The organism is Pseudomonas sp. NBRC 111140 (assembly GCF_001320885.1).
In the GTDB taxonomy this organism is placed as follows: Bacteria; Pseudomonadota; Gammaproteobacteria; order Pseudomonadales; family Pseudomonadaceae; genus Aquipseudomonas; species Aquipseudomonas putida_P.
This window is the reverse complement of record NZ_BCBQ01000009.1, coordinates 1-16195: the sequence shown is the minus strand read 5'-3', so window position 1 is coordinate 16195 and position 16195 is coordinate 1. Positions and strand designations below refer to the sequence as shown.

General features: G+C 61.1%; 16 protein-coding genes and 1 tRNA gene. 6 read left to right on the top strand and 11 right to left on the bottom strand.

The features are described from left to right. Positions 1–142: 142 nt before the first annotated feature. On the top strand, positions 143–925 hold the full coding sequence (locus APH42_RS04785; protein ID WP_060492849.1) for an SDR family NAD(P)-dependent oxidoreductase: 783 nt from the start codon (positions 143–145) through the stop codon (positions 923–925). Positions 926–944: 19 nt separating this feature from the next. Here APH42_RS04785 and APH42_RS04780 read toward each other — a convergent pair whose 3' ends face one another. The 11 genes from APH42_RS04780 to APH42_RS04725 form a co-directional block, all read right to left on the bottom strand. Continuing rightward, complete coding sequence (locus APH42_RS04780) at positions 945–2132, bottom strand: MFS transporter (protein WP_060492848.1); 1188 nt, start codon at positions 2130–2132, stop codon at positions 945–947. Between the two features lie 315 nt (positions 2133–2447). Then, a complete protein-coding gene (gene ychF, locus APH42_RS04775; RefSeq protein WP_012270475.1) occupies positions 2448–3548 on the bottom strand; it encodes a redox-regulated ATPase YchF in 1101 nt (366 codons plus the stop codon). Positions 3549–3572: 24 nt separating this feature from the next. Further along, positions 3573–4157 (bottom strand): aminoacyl-tRNA hydrolase, encoded by a 585-nt coding sequence (pth, locus tag APH42_RS04770; RefSeq protein ID WP_012270476.1) that lies wholly within the window; start codon positions 4155–4157, stop codon positions 3573–3575. Between the two features lie 79 nt (positions 4158–4236). Beyond that, positions 4237–4830 carry a 50S ribosomal protein L25/general stress protein Ctc gene (locus tag APH42_RS04765; protein ID WP_012270477.1) on the bottom strand — a complete coding sequence of 198 codons (594 nt, stop codon included), beginning with the start codon at positions 4828–4830 and terminating at the stop codon, positions 4237–4239. Between the two features lie 120 nt (positions 4831–4950). Next, positions 4951–5892 (bottom strand): ribose-phosphate pyrophosphokinase, encoded by a 942-nt coding sequence (locus APH42_RS04760; RefSeq protein WP_003247410.1) that lies wholly within the window; start codon positions 5890–5892, stop codon positions 4951–4953. Positions 5893–5940: 48 nt separating this feature from the next. Continuing rightward, positions 5941–6015 (bottom strand) — tRNA-Gln (locus APH42_RS04755). 20 nt (positions 6016–6035) lie between these two features. After that, on the bottom strand, positions 6036–6896 hold the full coding sequence (ispE, locus tag APH42_RS04750; RefSeq protein WP_012270478.1) for a 4-(cytidine 5'-diphospho)-2-C-methyl-D-erythritol kinase: 861 nt from the start codon (positions 6894–6896) through the stop codon (positions 6036–6038). A 4-nt stretch (positions 6897–6900) separates the two neighbouring features. Further along, entirely contained in the window at positions 6901–7518 is a 618-nt protein-coding gene (gene lolB / locus APH42_RS04745) for a lipoprotein insertase outer membrane protein LolB (protein WP_012270479.1), read from the bottom strand. A 4-nt stretch (positions 7519–7522) separates the two neighbouring features. Beyond that, complete coding sequence (locus tag APH42_RS04740; protein ID WP_060492847.1) at positions 7523–9244, bottom strand: tetratricopeptide repeat protein; 1722 nt, start codon at positions 9242–9244, stop codon at positions 7523–7525. Positions 9245–9830: 586 nt separating this feature from the next. Continuing rightward, the gene (locus APH42_RS04730) at positions 9831–10805 is read right to left on the bottom strand and encodes a hypothetical protein (RefSeq protein WP_060492846.1); all 975 of its coding nucleotides are present in this window, start codon (positions 10803–10805) and stop codon (positions 9831–9833) included. 10 nt (positions 10806–10815) lie between these two features. Next, entirely contained in the window at positions 10816–11304 is a 489-nt protein-coding gene (locus APH42_RS04725) for a type VI secretion system tube protein Hcp (protein WP_012270483.1), read from the bottom strand. A gap of 471 nt (positions 11305–11775) precedes the next feature. Between APH42_RS04725 and hemA the strand changes: the two genes are divergently transcribed. The 5 genes from hemA to murI all read left to right on the top strand — a co-directional run. Further along, entirely contained in the window at positions 11776–13053 is a 1278-nt protein-coding gene (hemA, locus tag APH42_RS04720) for a glutamyl-tRNA reductase (RefSeq protein ID WP_012270484.1), read from the top strand. Then, positions 13050–14132: a peptide chain release factor 1 gene (gene prfA / locus APH42_RS04715; RefSeq protein ID WP_012270485.1), complete on the top strand. Its 1083-nt coding sequence runs from the start codon at positions 13050–13052 to the stop codon at positions 14130–14132. The genes hemA and prfA overlap by 4 nt, the downstream gene beginning before the upstream one ends. Then, positions 14132–14962, top strand: a complete 831-nt coding sequence (gene prmC, locus APH42_RS04710) for a peptide chain release factor N(5)-glutamine methyltransferase (RefSeq protein WP_012270486.1) — start codon at positions 14132–14134, stop codon at positions 14960–14962. Before prfA ends, prmC begins: the two co-directional genes overlap by 1 nt. Then, positions 14956–15711, top strand: a complete 756-nt coding sequence (locus APH42_RS04705; RefSeq protein ID WP_012270487.1) for a molybdopterin-synthase adenylyltransferase MoeB — start codon at positions 14956–14958, stop codon at positions 15709–15711. The genes prmC and APH42_RS04705 overlap by 7 nt, the downstream gene beginning before the upstream one ends. Continuing rightward, positions 15704–16195, top strand: a 492-nt coding sequence (gene murI / locus APH42_RS04700; protein WP_082421377.1) for a glutamate racemase, incomplete at its 3' end; no start/stop codon positions are given. The genes APH42_RS04705 and murI, both read left to right, overlap by 8 nt.

The following is a 16195-nucleotide window of genomic DNA, read 5'->3' as shown; positions in this document are numbered from 1 at the left end:
CCAGCCGCTAGCCACGCACAACTCTTGTGACGTCGATTCGTATCAACATTTGCTGAATGGTGTTTGCACGGGAAGTGAATACGGCTGTCACGCCGATTCGTAATAGATTCCTGGCAAGAACAACTACAAAAGGTACGGCATCATGGATTACCAACTGGTCGGCAAGAATGTCCTGATCACCGGCGGCGCCACGGGTATCGGCAAGGCCATTGCCCAGTGCTTCCTGGACGAGGGCGCTCATGTGGTAGTCAGTGGGTTGACTGAGGCAATGGTTGCCGAAGCTTGCGAAGCCCTCGGCCCTCGCTGCAGCGGTCTGGCCGGCGATCTGACCCAACCGGGTATTGCCGAGCGCCTTGTCGAGCAGGCGCGGCACAACGGCCCCATCGATTACTTGATCAACTGTGTCGGCATCTTCGAGGTGCGCGACTTCTTCGAGACGGACGACGCGCAGTGGTTTCGCTATTTCGACGTGAACGTCATGACGGCGGTGCGCATGACTCGCCTGGTGCTGGCCGAGATGCTGGCCGCGGGCGAGGGCTCGGTGGTGTTCATCAGCAGTGAGTCGGGTGTCAAGCCGCAGCCGTGGATGGTCCACTACGGTGCCATGAAGTCTTGCCTGTTAGGCGTATCCCGTGCCTTGGCCGAACTGACCAAGGGAACTGCGGTGCGGGTCAACAGCATCCTGCCGGGGCCTACCAGCACTGAGGCGGTGCGCCGTTACCATGCCGAGATCGCGGAGGAAAAAGGCATCAGCGCCCAGCAGGTGGTGGCTGATTACTTCGACCAGACCGAGCCTACCTCGTTGATCCGTCGCATGATCGAGCCGGAGGAGGTGGCCCGCAGTGTGGTGCACCTGGCCGCATCGCCCGCTCTCAATGGGATGGCGATGCGGGTGGAGGGTGGAACTATTCGCAGCATACTTTGACGTCAGTTATCGCCGACTATCAAGCCGCCATGGTCACTTTCCGGCGCCACAGCAACCAGGCCAGCGGCAGGTTCACCAGTAAGGCGGCAGCCACACCAGCCCAGGGGGTGAGCGCCAGTTGGCCGTTTTCCACTAGCACGCTACCTGCCCGTTCGCCCAGGGTGATGCCCAGGTTGAATGCTGAGATGTTCAATCCCGAAGCGAAGTCCACCGCCTTTGGCGTATGCAAGCGGGCAGTGGACAACATGCCGGTCTGAAACGCTGGAGTCATGCCGAAGGCAACGATGCCCCAGACGAACACGGTGATCACCATCAAGACTTTGTACGGTAGCGACAGTGCCAGGGCCACCAGTGTCAGCGCCAATACGCCGAACAGCAGCCGCAAGGTACGTTCCCAGCCCAGGCTATCGGACAGCCGGCCACCCAGCAGGTTGCCGATCATGGTTGCCACACCGAACACCAGCAGCAGCACGCTGGCGCTGCTGGCCGAGAACCCGGTGATGTCTGTCAGGATTGGCGTGATGAAGGTGAATGCCGAGAAGCTTGCACCGAAGCCAAGGACAGTGACCGACATCATTGCCCAGATCGCCGGGCTGCGCAGTGCAGCCAACTGCCCCAGGGCATTGCCGGCCTTGCTGGCCGGTTGTCGTGGTAGCCAAACTGCGGTGGCCAGCAGCGCAAGCAGGGCCAGCAACGCCACCGCATAGAACGGCAGGCGCCAACCGAGGGCGTTGCCAAGGTAGCTGCCCAGCGGCACACCAATGACCATCGCCAGGGTCAGGCCGGCGAACATCACTGCGATCGCCTTGCTGGCCTGGCCTTCACGTGCCAAGCCAGCCGCTACGGTAGCGCCGATGGCGAAGAAGCTGCCGTGCGCCAGCGCGGTGATGATTCGCCCCAACAACAAGATCGGATAATTCGGGGCTAAGGCCGAGACCAGGTTCCCCAGCAGGAACACGCCGATCAGCATCATCAGCACGGTTTTTTTCGGGAAGCGGCCCAGGCCGATGACGATGAACGGTGTGCCGATGGCCAAGGCCAGGGCATACAGCCCAACCAGGCTGCCGGCGCTAGCGAGGGAGATCGCGAAGGCGGTCGAGATCGACGGCAGAATACCGACGATGATGAATTCGGCGACGCCAATTGCGAAGGCGGTGATCGCCAGGGTGAGGATGCCGGGATGCAGCCCGGTGCTGGATCTGCTCATGTTCAGTACTCCGGATTCGAGAATCGCAAGACGATAAGGTGCCTTCGCCGGAGTTCTGGTTCTTGTGGGGGCGGGGGAGGCGGCCGGGCTGGCATTTATGATTGTTGCCCGGCAGACGCGTGAGGTGTGCGTCAACGGGCTCTACTGTGGGGGATACGATGCGGGATGAATATCCGGTGAAGGGGCACATCATTTGTGATCTCGGTTCACATGCGCGAGATCAAGTCACGTTCCTTGGCCGTTGCTACCTGCTGGAAAAACAAAACCCCTTGAAGCGTAGGCCTCAAGGGGTTCGTGGTTGCAGCAGGCTACCGCTTAGACGTTGAAGCGGAAGTGCATCACGTCGCCGTCTTTGACGATGTAGTCCTTGCCTTCCAAGCGCCATTTACCGGCTTCCTTGGCACCGCTTTCACCCTTGAACTGGATGAAGTCATCATAGGCCACCACTTCAGCGCGGATGAAGCCTTTTTCGAAGTCGGTGTGGATCACGCCTGCGGCTTGTGGTGCGGTGGCACCTACGCGTACGGTCCAGGCACGTACTTCCTGCACGCCGGCAGTGAAGTAGGTCTGCAGGTTCAGCAGCTCGTAACCGGCGCGGATCACGCGGTTCAGGCCAGGCTCTTCCAGGCCCAGGGCCTCGAGGAACATGTCCTTCTCTTCACCGTCTTCCAGCTCGGCGATTTCTGCCTCGATCTTGTTGCACACCGGCACCACTACCGCGCCTTCTTCCTCGGCGATGGCCTTGACCACGTCCAGGTGCGGGTTGTTGTCGAAGCCGTCTTCGGCCACGTTGGCGATGTACATCACCGGCTTGCTGGTCAGCAGGTGGAAGCCACGAATGACAGCTTTTTCGTCGTCAGCCATGTGCTTCATCAGGCTGCGTGCAGGCTTGCCTTCGGTGAAGTGCGGGATCAGCTTTTCCAGTATTGCCTTCTGCGCCAAGGCTTCCTTGTCGCCGCCTTTGGCGTTGCGGGCTACTTTCTGCAGCTGCTTTTCGCAGCTGTCGAGGTCGGCGAAGATCAGTTCGAGGTCGATGATCTCGATGTCACGCTTGGGGTCGACGCTGTTGGAAACGTGGATCACGTTCTCGTCTTCGAAGCAGCGCACCACGTGGGCAATGGCGTCGGTCTCGCGGATGTTGGCGAGGAACTTGTTGCCCAGGCCTTCGCCTTTCGACGCACCGGCAACCAGGCCGGCGATGTCGACGAATTCCATGGTGGTCGGCAGGATGCGGTTTGGCTTGACGATTTCAGCCAGCGCAGCCAAACGAGCGTCGGGCATAGGCACGATGCCGCTGTTTGGCTCGATGGTGCAGAAAGGGAAGTTCTCCGCCGCGATGCCAGACTTGGTCAGGGCGTTGAACAGGGTGGACTTGCCGACGTTGGGCAGGCCGACGATGCCGCAATTGAAACCCATGGGTATTCCCCTCTCTAAAGGAAATCAGGCCTTCTGGCTGTGCAGCTCGCGCATCGCCTTGGCGAAATCGCCGGCAAGCACATCCGGCAGCACGCCGAGGGCAAAATCGATGCTGGCGTCGAGCTTCTCCTGCTCGGCGCGCGGCGCGCGGCCCAGGACGAAGTTGGATACCAGTTTGGCGTCACCTGGGTGGCCGATGCCAAGCCGCAGGCGGTGGAAGTCGTTCTGGTTACCGAGCTGCGCGATGATGTCGCGCAGGCCGTTGTGCCCACCATGGCCGCCGCCGCGCTTGAGCTTGGCAACGCCTGGGGGCAGGTCGAGTTCGTCGTGTGCCACCAGGATCGCTTCCGGCTTGATGCGGAAGAAATTGGCCAAGGCCGCCACGGACTGACCGCTGCGGTTCATGTAGGTGGTAGGGATCAACAAACGAACGTCGTTGCCCTGATGGCTGAATTTAGCCGTCAGGCCGAAATATTTTTTGTCAGCAGTCAGCGAAACTCGCTGGGCGCTGGCAATGCGTTCAACGAAAAGAGCCCCTGCGTTATGCCGGGTCTGTTCGTATTCGGGGCCAGGGTTACCCAGGCCAACGATCAACTGGATGGCGGTCACGTCAGGGGCTCTTCCTTGGAGTTGGTGGGTTACAGTGCGCGCGGCACTGTAACCCGATCAACGCCGGCGTGCGAGTGGATTACTCGGCAGCGCCTTCTGCTTCTGGAGCAACGCGTGGAGCGTGAACGTTGGCAACAGCTTTGTCATCACCGTGGGCCAGAGCGACGAACTCTACGCCTTTCGGAGCTTTCAGGTCCGACAGGTGGATGATGGTGCCGACTTCGGCGTTGGCCAGGTCAACTTCGATGAACTCAGGCAGGTCTTTGGCTTCGCAGGAAACTTCGATCTCGGAAACAACGTGCGAGATCTCGCCGCCTTTCTTGACCGGGGCTTCTTCACCGATGAAGTGAACCGGAACCTTGGCAGTCAGCTTCTGGCCAGCAACGACGCGAACGAAGTCGGCGTGCATGATGAAGCCTTTGGCTGGGTGGCGCTGCATGGCCTTGACCACGACGTTCTGCTTGGCGCCGTCGACGTTCAGTTCGATAACGTGGCTGTAGGCAGCTTCGTTTTCGAACAGTTTGGCGATTTCCTTGGCCACGATGGTCAGGGATTGGGCTTCTTTATCGCCACCGTAAACAACGGCAGGGATGCTGGCGGCGTGACGCAGGCGGCGGCTCGCACCTTTCCCCAGGTCAGTACGCGCTTGGGCGTTCAGGATGAAGTCAGTCATTTTGTTTCTCCAAAATAGCCTCCCGAATGGCGTTTGCGACCAGCGCCAGACGGGGATGGCAAAAAAGCCCCGCCCCAACACAGGTTGGGGCGGGGCGCTTCACATCAACACGTGTCCCGCTTAGCGGAACATCGCGCTGATCGATTCTTCGTTGCTGATGCGGCGTACCGCTTCAGCGACAACCGGTGCGATATCCAGCTGGCGGATACGGTCACAGGCTTGAGCAGCGGCGGACAGCGGTACGGTGTTGGTCACCACCAGCTCGTCCAGTACCGACTTCTCGATGTTCTCGATCGCGCGGCCCGACAGGACAGGGTGCGTGCAGTAGGCGTAAACCTTGGCAGCGCCGTGCTCTTTCAGGGCTTTGGCCGCGTGGCACAGGGTGCCGGCGGTGTCGACCATGTCGTCTACCAGGATGCAAGTGCGCCCTTCGACGTCGCCGATGATGTGCATAACCTCGGAGTGGTTAGCCTTTTCGCGGCGTTTGTCGATGATACCCAGGTCGACGCCCAGGGACTTGGCGACAGCGCGTGCGCGCACGACACCACCGATGTCCGGGGAGACGATCATCAGGTTCTCGAAACGCTGGTCTTCGATGTCGTCGACCAGTACGGGCGAGCCGTAGATGTTGTCGACGGGGATATCGAAGAAGCCTTGGATCTGGTCAGCGTGCAGGTCGACGGTGAGTACACGGTCGATACCTACGACAGTGAGCATGTCAGCGACGACTTTGGCGCTGATGGCTACACGTGCCGAACGCGGACGGCGGTCCTGGCGGGCATATCCGAAGTAAGGAATCACGGCGGTGATTCGGGAGGCTGAGGAGCGGCGGAAGGCGTCGGCCATCACTACCAGTTCCATCAGATTATCGTTGGTCGGGGCACAGGTCGGCTGAATAATGAAAACGTCTTTACCGCGAACATTTTCATTGATCTCAGTGCTGATCTCGCCGTCGGAGAATTTACCGACAGAGACGTCACCGAGAGGGATATGCAGCTGACGTACGACACGCCGAGCCAGATCGGGGTTAGCGTTCCCCGTAAAGACCATCATCTTGGACACGCGCAGTACCTGAAGGCTGAGGGTATACCTGGATGAGTATAAGGAAAATGGCAGGGGCGGCTGGATTCGAACCAACGCATGGCAGGATCAAAACCTGCTGCCTTACCGCTTGGCGACGCCCCTGTATCTGTTGCTGCGAACGCTTATGCGCTCGACTTCTTGACCAGACTTTGCAGCTTGCGATGCAACATCGAAATATTGCTTCCTTTCGCCACAAACCCTGTTTGGGTCGCTGAAAGAAGGGCCAGAACTTTATCAGCTTCGGCTTTGCTTGGGAAGGCCCCAAACACACAACTTCCAGTGCCGGTTAGCCGAGCCTCAGTGAATTTCCCCAGTGAATTCAACGCATTGCGAACTTCTGGGTAATTCTGCTCTACCACCGGTTGGCAGTCATTTCGACTGTTTCCCTCGGGAACGGGGCGCATCTTAAGGGGGAGTGAATCACGTGTCAACTGTGGATGTGAAAAAATTTCTACTGTGCTGACAGACACTTGCGGCACCAGTACGACATACCAGGGCTCGATCGGGTCGACCGGTGTCAGTTGCTCGCCCACACCTTGGGCGAACGCCGCATGGCCGCGTACGAACACCGGCACGTCGGCGCCCAGGCTCAGGCCCAGTGCGGCCAGGCGGTCTTCGTCCCAATCCAGTTGCCACAGGTGGGCGAGGGCCAGCAGGGTGGTGGCGGCATCCGAGCTGCCGCCGCCGATGCCGCCGCCCATGGGCAGCACCTTGGTCAGCCAGATATCGGCACCGAGTGCGGTGCCTGATTGTTCTTGCAGCTTGCGCGCGGCGCGCACGATCAGGTTGCTGTCGTGGGGGACGGCCTCGATCTCGGTGTGCAGGCGGATCACGCCGTCTTCACGCAGGGCGAAGCTCAGTTCGTCGCCGTGGTCGAGGAACTGGAACACCGTTTCCAGCTCGTGGTAACCGTCGGCGCGGCGGCCGATGATGTGCAACCACAGGTTGAGCTTGGCCGGGGCGGGCAGGGTGAGCGTGTGCATAGGGTCAGTGCCCCAGCTGGCGCGGTTGCCAGTCCTTGACCACCAGGGTCACGTCCAGGTCCTTGCCGTGCAGTTTCAGGCGCTCGGGCAGCCAGTAACCGTTTTGTTCGGTGTAGCTCAGGTACTGTACCTGCCAGCCATCCTGATCGAGGCTGGCCAGGCGGCTGTCACCATCCAGGGTCAGCTTGCTCTTGCTGTCGGGGGCAGGCAGGCCGCGCACCCACCAGACCAGGTGCGAGACTGGCAGCTGCCAGCCCAGTTGTTCTTCAAGCAGGGCTTCGGGGCTTGTGGCCTCGTAGCGGCCCTGGTTGGCCACTTCGAGCACCACGCCACCTGGGCGCCCGGTCAGGCGTGCGGCGCCACGGCCCAGCGGGCCGGCCAGGCGAATGTCGTAGTAGTCCTGGCGTTGCAGCCAGAACAGGGTGCCGCTGCCGGAGTCGCGCGGGGCGCGGATGCCGACCTTGCCGTTGATCTGCCAGCCATCGAGGCTGCTCAGCTGTTCTTTATGGGCGCGCCACTGCTGCGGGTCGCCGTGACCCTGCAGGGCTTCTCGGCTACCGAAGCCGGCACAGCCGGCCAGCAGGGCGATAAGGGTGAAGGTGATGCAATGGCGCAGGAACATGGCGTTAAAGAGTCTCGGATCCGGTCAGGCGCAAAATGGTCTTGCGCAGGATGGGGCTGTCGGCCTGGGCTTCGAAGCCCTTCGCCCAGACCTGGCGGGCTTCACGGCGCTTGCCATTGGCCCACAGCACTTCGCCCAGGTGAGCGGCCACTTCGTGGTCGGGGAAGCTGGCAAAGGCCTGGCGCAGGTAGGTTTCCGCTGCGTCGAGGTTGCCCAGGCGGTAGCTGACCCAGCCCAGGCTATCGAGCACTGCCGGGTCGTCCGGGGTCAGCTGGTGGGCTTTGTCGATCAGTGCCTTGGCTTCGGTATAGCGAGTGGTGCGGTCGGCCAGGGTGTAGCCCAGGGCGTTCAGGGCCATGGCGTTTTCTGGCTCGCGGGCGATGATGGCGCGCAGGTCTTTCTCCATTTGCGCCAGGTCGTCGCGCTTTTCGGCCAGCATGGCGCGGGTGTACAGCAGGTTGAGGTCGTCCGGGTAGCGCTGGATGGCTTGCTGCAGCACCTGGCTGGCCTGGGCGTCCTTGTTGTTGTTGCTGTAGCTTTCCGATTCGATCAGGTACAGCTGGATGGCGTAGTCTGGCTGGGCTTCGCGGGCTTCGGCAAGCAGGCGCGAGGCCTCGCTGCTGCGGCCGTTGGCGATCAGGATGTCGGCCTGGCGCAGTTGTGCCGGCAAGTAGTCGGGGCCAGGGCCGACCAGGGCGTACTCACGCAGGGCGCCAGCAGGGTCGTGGCGCTCCTCGCGGATGCGGCCCAGGTTCAGGTGTGCGGCGTCGACGTTGCTCTCACGCTCGATCAATTCCTGCAGGTAGCCTTCGGCTTCATCCCAGTCTTTGTTCTCCAGACACACCAAGGCCAACGAGTAGCGCAGTTCGTCATCATCGGGGTATTGCTGGACCAGGCTGAGGAACTCGCCCTTGGCATCGGCGATGCGGTCCTGTTCGACCAGGGTGCGGGCGTAGGTCAGGCGCAGGCGTTTGTCGTCCGGGTTGTCGCGGATTGCGCCGCGCAGCAGTGGCAGAGCCTCCGGACCACGGTCCAGGGCCTGCAACAGGCGAGCGCGCAGGAGGATCGGGGCAATTTCGCCGTTTTGAGCCGGGTGCGATTCGAGCAGCTCCAGGGCTTCTTCGGCCTTGCCGTCCTGGTTCAGCAACAAGGCCTTGCCGAATACCAGTTGGCCGTTGTCAGGGTATTTCACCAGCAGGCGCTCGAAGCTTTGCAGCAGGCCGTCGCGGGTGCTCTGGTCGGTTTCGGCCGCAGACAGGGCGAGGAAGTCGAAGTGGGTGTCGCCCTGGCCCTGTAGAACCTTTTCCATGTAGGCCATGGAGTCGTCATAGCGGCCAGCGCGGGCCAGTTGGATGGCGGCGGCACGTTGGGCGTCGAGGTTCTGCGGGTCGTTACGGGCCCAGACTAATGCATTGTCCAGCGACGGCTCGTCAGCACCGAGGTATTCGGCAATGCGGTAGGCGCGCTCGGAAACCCCAGGGTCCTGGGTTTTTGCCGCCTGGTCGGTGTAGTTGGCCAGGGCGATGTCGAAGCGGTTGCGCTGGCCGGCCAGCTCGGCTACCAACAGGCTATAGAGTGTGTCCTGCTTGAACGAGCCATACACCACGGGCTTTTCCGCCTCGCCCTTGCCGGCTTCGGCGACGGGAGGCTCGGCTTTTTGCGGGGCCAGGCTCTGGCAGCCCTGGAGCAGGGCGAAGGCAAGCAGCAATGCGTATGGTTTGTTCATAGAAAGGCTTATAGGAGGACTCACCGGCGGTCGGAGCATGATGACACAAGCGCGGGGGCAAACCCACCTGCGAAGGTCGTGGTTTACAGCCTGGGTGGTGCAGGTGTGGGACAACAGGCTAAGGCATGGGTTCGTTGCAGTGCGGCTCGGGCTCAGAATGCCTGTTCCGCGAGAGGGTATGGGGATGTTCGCCTCTTTTGCACTTTGAACTAGCCTCGTTCGAGGTATCTTGTGACGCATTCGAAGATGATTAATGATGACACTGAGAGCATGAGGTGGTACCAGAAAAAGAGGATCAGGCGCTTGGTTCTCTGGGGGAAATTTTTTATGTCAGAGATATCTGCCAGATTACGGCGCAGGTAAAAATTCGGGGTCGACAGCATTCCTGCTATCATGCAAAGTCTCATCGTTTTGCCGAAAACGCCTGCCGTAGAGTACGCTGAGCGGTTTCCTTGTACGAATTTGCAATTTGTCAAAAGCGTCTCGAAGCTTTCAACGTGCCGATATGCGATATAGGTCAGTGCGGAAACACTGAAAAGCAGCGAGATCAGAACAAGAAAAGAGATGATTATCCATAAAGTGCTTGTCATTCACCTGAGACCTCGTACAAAAGTTCTCCGAGCCTTGCTCCCTGTGTTTTGCCGACATCACCTACTAGCATGCCTCCAGTCGCCCCCCCAATGACTGCACACGCGAGTGTGCCGAGGCCTCTTGTAGGAACACCAATCGCTATACAAAGTTGCTCAATAGCATAGCTACCCAGATACGCGCCACCCGCGGCTCCTCCTAGACTTCCGGCTAATGAAGCGCCTTCAATATATGCTGCTTTCCTGCAAGCGTCTTGCCGCCCTAATGTGCATGCCTTCTGAATATCTAATCCAATAGACGCAACCTCTAGCGATATGCCTAAATAGGTACCTTTTTTTATCAGGTTGGCAGCCTTGCCCACTCCGGCAACCTTATCCGCATACCCTGCAATTTCTCCTGTATGCAAATAGCTTTTCGTGGAGATGCCAAGGGTTCTTTTAATCGACCCTTGGTTTCGCAGGCTCGTACCGAACGCGGCCATTTTGCTCAACTGCTCATCCAGCCTCCCAAATAGCGCCGCTCGCTTGGCATAGAACTGATCGCGCGCTTTGAACGTCCCAGAACTCATGTGCTCCTGATACAGTTTCTCAATTTCCAGCAACGTGTCTTGAGTGGCCTTCAGGTATCTGCTCCACCCATCGCTGACCACGCCTGCACCCATGGATGCATGGGCGAGCAGGCTCTTCAGCAACTCGAAGTTCTCAAGAAAGAACTCGTCGGCACCTTGCCCGCTGCGCATTAGCCCCATGTGCGTAGCGGCAGCCTTTGCCATCAGATACGCCTCCTGGCTAGTACATGAAGGCGTGGACCAGTCACCGACAATGACCAGTTCGCCGCTTCTGACCACACTGTTGTAAATGTGTGAGTTCAGTACATCGAACTTGCTGGCCGAATGCCCGCTCAGGGCAAGGCCAGCCTTGAGTGTGTGGTAGTTCTGCATTTTGGGGTTGATGAACGCGCGAGCTTCGGTCATGGCAATTACCTCACGCGTATTTCTTGTTGCCGATCCGGTCCCAACCGCCGGCAATATTGCCGCCGCCCGAACCGTCGATACGCTTCTGTAAGGTGTAGGTGGTCTTGATCCTTCCGTAATCGAGGCGAACTACCTCGACAGGCACGCCATCGGCAGCACTCTGTGTGTAGTCTGCAATGATCACTTCTTCGAGAATAATCTCGTAATACTTGAGCTTGTCGCCGCCCGCGCGGCACAGTGCGAGTTTGACCTCCTTGAGATGCTGCCCTGCGCAGCTGGCCTCCATGAGCTTGCAACTGGCGCTGTCGAGAAACTTGGTAAAAGTGAAGTGGCTCACCTCGGCGCGCCCCGAAGTGGCGCCCCCTGCCGAGCTGGCAGTGGCGGAAGTGCTTTGGCTTACACCGAAGTCATAACCGGTGACTTCAATCCATTTGCTGTGCTTTTCATCCAGAGCTTCGCCCGCGATGTCGTCGATTTTTATATAAGCGTCAAATGCCATGCTTATCTCTCCTTGGCAATCATTTTCAGGGGTGATGCTGATGGGGAACTTGACCCGGTCAGTGATTGGCAAGGCTAGGCACGGATATTGGGCAAGGCAATAGAGGGGGGCTGACTTTAGGAAATGGACTACAAGGTTGTGGATAACTTTGCCAAGGGTGTATCGCTAAGTTTAATTAATAGGTGTTTTTTGTAGGAAATTTGTCACATTACCAGCGCGCAGGTCGAGGAGCGCGGCGCGGGGGGGGGGACCGGAGATAATCGCTTTGCCTGCCCTGGCCTCTTCGCGGGCAAGCCCGCTCCTACAGGATTCGTGCTTGCATCGGCTGCGGCGCTCTGCCGAGAGGGCTGTGGACAGAGCTGCCTTGGGGCCCGGTCGGCCAGGGCTATCACGACAATAGCGAACGGTGGTTGTCCTAAAACCTGCGAAAGAGGACAATTATCGGCTTCCCGTCACAACCAGCGACCTTGCATGGCCTTTCTTGCACTTGGTATCAACCATAAGACTGCCTCGGTAGACGTACGCGAGCGCGTGGCGTTTACCCCAGAGCAGCTGGTAGACGCCCTGCAGCAGCTCTGCCGACTGACATCCAGCCGCGAAGCGGCGATCCTGTCGACCTGCAACCGCAGCGAGCTTTATATAGAGCAGGACCACCTGTCCGCCGACGCCGTGCTGCAATGGCTGGCCGACTATCACCGCCTCAGCCTCGACGAGCTGCGTGCCAGTGCCTACGTGCACGAAGAGCACGATGCCGTGAAGCACATGATGCGCGTGGCCTCGGGGCTGGACTCGCTGGTACTCGGCGAACCACAGATCCTCGGCCAGATGAAGTCCGCCTACGCCGTGGCCCGCGAAGCCGGTACCGTCGGGCCGTTGCTCGGTCGCCTGTTCCAGGCCACCTTCAGTGCCGCCAAGCAGGTGCGTACCGACACCGCCATCGGCGAAAACCCGGTGTCGGTGGCGTTTGCCGCGGTCAGCCTGGCCAAGCAGATCTTCGCCGACCTGGGCCGTAGCCAGGCCTTGCTGATCGGCGCCGGCGAAACCATCACCCTGGTCGCCCGCCACTTGCACGAGCAGGGCGTACGCCGAATCGTGGTGGCCAACCGTACCCTGGAGCGAGCCAGCATCCTGGCCGAACAGTTCGGCGCGCATGCGGTGCTGCTGGCAGACATCCCCCAGGAACTGGCCAACAGCGACATCGTCATCAGCTCCACCGCCAGCCAGCTGCCGATCCTGGGCAAGGGCGCGGTCGAAAGCGCACTGAAACAGCGCCGGCACAAGCCCATCTTCATGGTCGACATCGCCGTACCACGCGACATCGAAACCGAAGTAGGCGAGTTGGACGATGTCTACCTGTACACCGTCGACGACCTGCACGACGTGGTGGCGGAAAACCTCAAGAGCCGCCAGGGCGCAGCCCAGGCCGCCGAAGAGCTGGTTACCGTGGGGGCAGAGGACTTCATGCTGCGCCTGCGTGAACTGGCGGCGGTGGATGTACTCAAGGCCTACCGGCAGCAAAGCGAGCGCCTTCGCGACGAAGAACTGCAAAAGGCCCAGCGCCTGCTGGCCAACGGCGGCAACCCCGAAGACGTGCTGGCCCAATTGGCCCGGGGCCTGACCAACAAACTCCTGCATGCCCCCAGCGTGCAGTTGAAAAAGCTCTCGGCCGAGGGGCGCGTCGATGCGCTGGCCATGGCCCAGGAACTCTTTGCCCTCAACGAGGGCTCGACGGACAAATCCCCGCAATGAAAGCGTCGCTGCTGAACAAACTGGATATTCTCCAGGACCGCTTCGAAGAACTCACCGCACTGCTCGGTGATGCCGAGGTCATTTCCGACCAGACGCGCTTTCGCGCGTATTCCCGCGAATACGCCGAAGTCGAGCCGGTCTACGCTGCTTATAAAGAGTGGTGCAAAGTCCAGGGCGACCTTGAGGGTGCCCAGGCGCTGCTCAAGGACAGTGACCCGGACCTGCGTGAAATGGCCGTGGAAGAAGTGCGTGAAGCCAAGGAACAACTGCTGACGCTGGAGTCGCAGCTGCAGCGTATGCTGCTGCCCAAGGACCCCAACGACGGCCGCAACGTGTTCCTCGAAATCCGCGCCGGTACCGGTGGCGACGAGGCGGCAATCTTCTCCGGCGACCTGTTCCGCATGTATTCGCGCTACGCCGAGAAACGCGGCTGGCGGCTGGAGATCTTGTCCGAAAACGAAGGCGAGCACGGCGGCTACAAGGAAATCATCGCCCGCGTCGAGGGTGAGAACGTCTACGGCAAACTCAAGTTCGAGTCCGGCGCACACCGCGTCCAGCGTGTGCCCGAGACTGAATCCCAAGGCCGTGTCCATACCTCCGCGTGCACGGTCGCGGTGCTGCCCGAGCCGGACGAGCAGGCAGCCATCGAAATCAACCCGGCCGACCTGCGCGTGGACACTTACCGTGCCTCCGGTGCCGGCGGCCAGCACGTCAACAAGACCGACTCGGCGATCCGTATCACCCACTTGCCCACCGGTATCGTGGTCGAGTGCCAGGAAGAGCGCTCGCAGCACAAGAACCGCGCCCGCGCCATGTCCTGGCTGTCGGCCAAGCTGAACGACATGCAGACCAGCGCCGCGCAGAACGCTATTGCCAGTGAGCGCAAGCTACTGGTGGGCTCCGGTGACCGTTCCGAACGCATCCGCACCTACAATTATCCACAGGGCAGGGTGACCGATCACCGCATCAACCTGACCTTGTATTCCCTGGACGACATCCTCAGCGGTGGCGTAGAGGCGGTGATCGAACCGCTGCTGGCCGAATATCAGGCCGATCAACTGGCCGCCCTGGGGGACTGATGACTATCATCGCCAGCCTGCTGCGCAACGCGCAGTTGCCCGAATCGCCTTCTGAGCGGTTGGATGCCGAACTGCTGCTGGCTGCTGCCATCGGCAAGTCGCGCAGTTACCTGCACACCTGGCCTGAGCGTATCGTCAGCAGTGAGGATGCCGAGACCTATGCCGGCTACCTGCAGCGCCGTCGTGGCGGTGAGCCTGTGGCCTATATCCTTGGGCAGCAGGGCTTCTGGAAGATCGACCTGGAAGTGGCGCCGCATACCCTTATCCCGCGGCCCGATACCGAGCTGCTGGTCGAGACGGCCCTTGAACTGCAACCCGCTGCGCCAGCCAAGGTGCTGGACCTGGGGACCGGTACCGGTGCCATCGCGCTGGCGCTGGCCAGCGACCGCCCGGCCTGGCAGGTCACGGCGGTGGACCGGGTGGAGGAGGCTGCGGCCCTGGCCGAGCGCAACCGCCAGCGCCTGGGGCTGGACAATGCCCAGGTGCGGGTAAGCCATTGGTTCGACAGCCTGGCCGGCGAGCGTTTTGACCTGATTGTCAGCAACCCGCCCTACATCGCTGCCGAAGACCCGCACCTGGTTGCCGGGGATGTGCGCTTCGAGCCCAGCAGCGCGCTGGTGGCCGGTGCCGATGGCCTGGACGACTTGCGCGTGATCGCCGCGCAAGCCCCCGCGCACCTTTTGCCGGGTGGCTGGCTGCTGCTGGAGCACGGCTACGATCAGGCCGCTGCAGTACGTGCCTTGCTGGCTGAACAAGGCTTTGTCGAGGTGGCCAGCCGCACGGACCTGGGCGGCCATGAACGCATTACCTTGGGGCGCTTGCCATGCTGACTGATCAGGAATTGCTGCGTTATAGCCGCCAGGTATTGCTGGCTCAGATCGACATCGACGGCCAGCTGCGGCTTAAGAAGAGCAAGGCGCTGATCGTAGGGCTCGGTGGCCTGGGCTCCCCGGTTGCCCTGTACCTGGCCGCCGCGGGGGTGGGGGAGCTGCACCTGGCGGACTTCGACACCGTCGACCTGACCAACCTGCAGCGTCAGGTGATCCATGACAGTGCCAGCGTCGGCATGACCAAGGTCGATTCGGCCTTGCAGCGCCTGCAGGCGATCAACCCGGAAATCGCCCTGGTCGCTCACCGTCAGGCCCTGGACGAGGATTCGCTTGCGGCCGCCGTGGCGGCGGTCGACCTGGTGCTGGACTGCTCCGACAACTTCTCTACCCGTGAGGCGGTCAATGCGGCCTGTGTCGCCGCCGGCAAGCCGTTGGTCAGCGGGGCGGCAATCCGCCTGGAAGGGCAACTGTCGGTGTTCGACCCACGCCGTGACTACAGCCCTTGCTACCACTGCTTGTACGGGCACGGCAGCGAAGCCGAACTGACCTGCAGCGAAGCCGGTGTCATCGGCCCGCTGGTGGGGCTGGTGGGTAGCCTGCAGGCGTTGGAGGCCATGAAGCTGCTGGCCGGCTTCGGCGAGCCGCTGGTCGGCCGCCTGCTGTTGATCGATGCACTCGGCACCCGTATCCGCGAGCTGCGCGTCAAGCGCGATCCGGCTTGTGCTGTCTGTGGCAAGCGCGATGGCTGAGCGCTCGGCGCCGGTCGGCGTGATGGACTCGGGGGTCGGCGGCTTGTCGGTGCTCGCCGAGATCCAGCGCCTGCTGCCCAACGAGACGCTGCTGTATGTGGCCGATTGCGGCCATGTGCCTTACGGCGAGAAGTCGCCGGATTATATCCGCCAGCGCTGCCGACACATTGCCGGGTTCTTCCATGAGCAAGGCGCCAAGGCCATGGTGCTGGCCTGCAATACCGCCACCGTGGCGGCGGTAGCAGACCTGCGCGAGTTGTACCCAACCTGGCCTTTGGTGGGCATGGAACCGGCCGTGAAGCCTGCTGCGGCTGCTACCCGTTCGGGCGTGGTCGGTGTACTGGCAACCACTGGTACCTTGCAGAGTGCCAAGTTCGCAGCCTTGCTCGACCGCTTCGCCAATGATGTGCAGGTGATTACCCAGCCTTGCCCGGGGCTGGTCGAATTGATCGAGACCGGTGACCTGACCAGCCCGGTGTTGCGC

Coding starts and splice junctions, on each gene's coding strand:
- ychF (WP_012270475.1), bottom strand. CDS start 3,548: ATGGGTTTCAATTGCGGCATCGTCGGCCTGCCCAACGTCGGCAAGTCC.
- APH42_RS04780 (WP_060492848.1), bottom strand. CDS start 2,132: ATGAGCAGATCCAGCACCGGGCTGCATCCCGGCATCCTCACCCTGGCG.
- APH42_RS04705 (WP_012270487.1), top strand. CDS start 14,956: ATGCTGACTGATCAGGAATTGCTGCGTTATAGCCGCCAGGTATTGCTG.
- APH42_RS04730 (WP_060492846.1), bottom strand. CDS start 10,805: ATGACCGAAGCTCGCGCGTTCATCAACCCCAAAATGCAGAACTACCAC.
- APH42_RS04725 (WP_012270483.1), bottom strand. CDS start 11,304: ATGGCATTTGACGCTTATATAAAAATCGACGACATCGCGGGCGAAGCT.
- prmC (WP_012270486.1), top strand. CDS start 14,132: ATGACTATCATCGCCAGCCTGCTGCGCAACGCGCAGTTGCCCGAATCG.
- APH42_RS04785 (WP_060492849.1), top strand. CDS start 143: ATGGATTACCAACTGGTCGGCAAGAATGTCCTGATCACCGGCGGCGCC.
- ispE (WP_012270478.1), bottom strand. CDS start 6,896: ATGCACACGCTCACCCTGCCCGCCCCGGCCAAGCTCAACCTGTGGTTG.
- prfA (WP_012270485.1), top strand. CDS start 13,050: ATGAAAGCGTCGCTGCTGAACAAACTGGATATTCTCCAGGACCGCTTC.
- hemA (WP_012270484.1), top strand. CDS start 11,776: ATGGCCTTTCTTGCACTTGGTATCAACCATAAGACTGCCTCGGTAGAC.
- APH42_RS04765 (WP_012270477.1), bottom strand. CDS start 4,830: ATGACTGACTTCATCCTGAACGCCCAAGCGCGTACTGACCTGGGGAAA.
- APH42_RS04740 (WP_060492847.1), bottom strand. CDS start 9,244: ATGAACAAACCATACGCATTGCTGCTTGCCTTCGCCCTGCTCCAGGGC.
- lolB (WP_012270479.1), bottom strand. CDS start 7,518: ATGTTCCTGCGCCATTGCATCACCTTCACCCTTATCGCCCTGCTGGCC.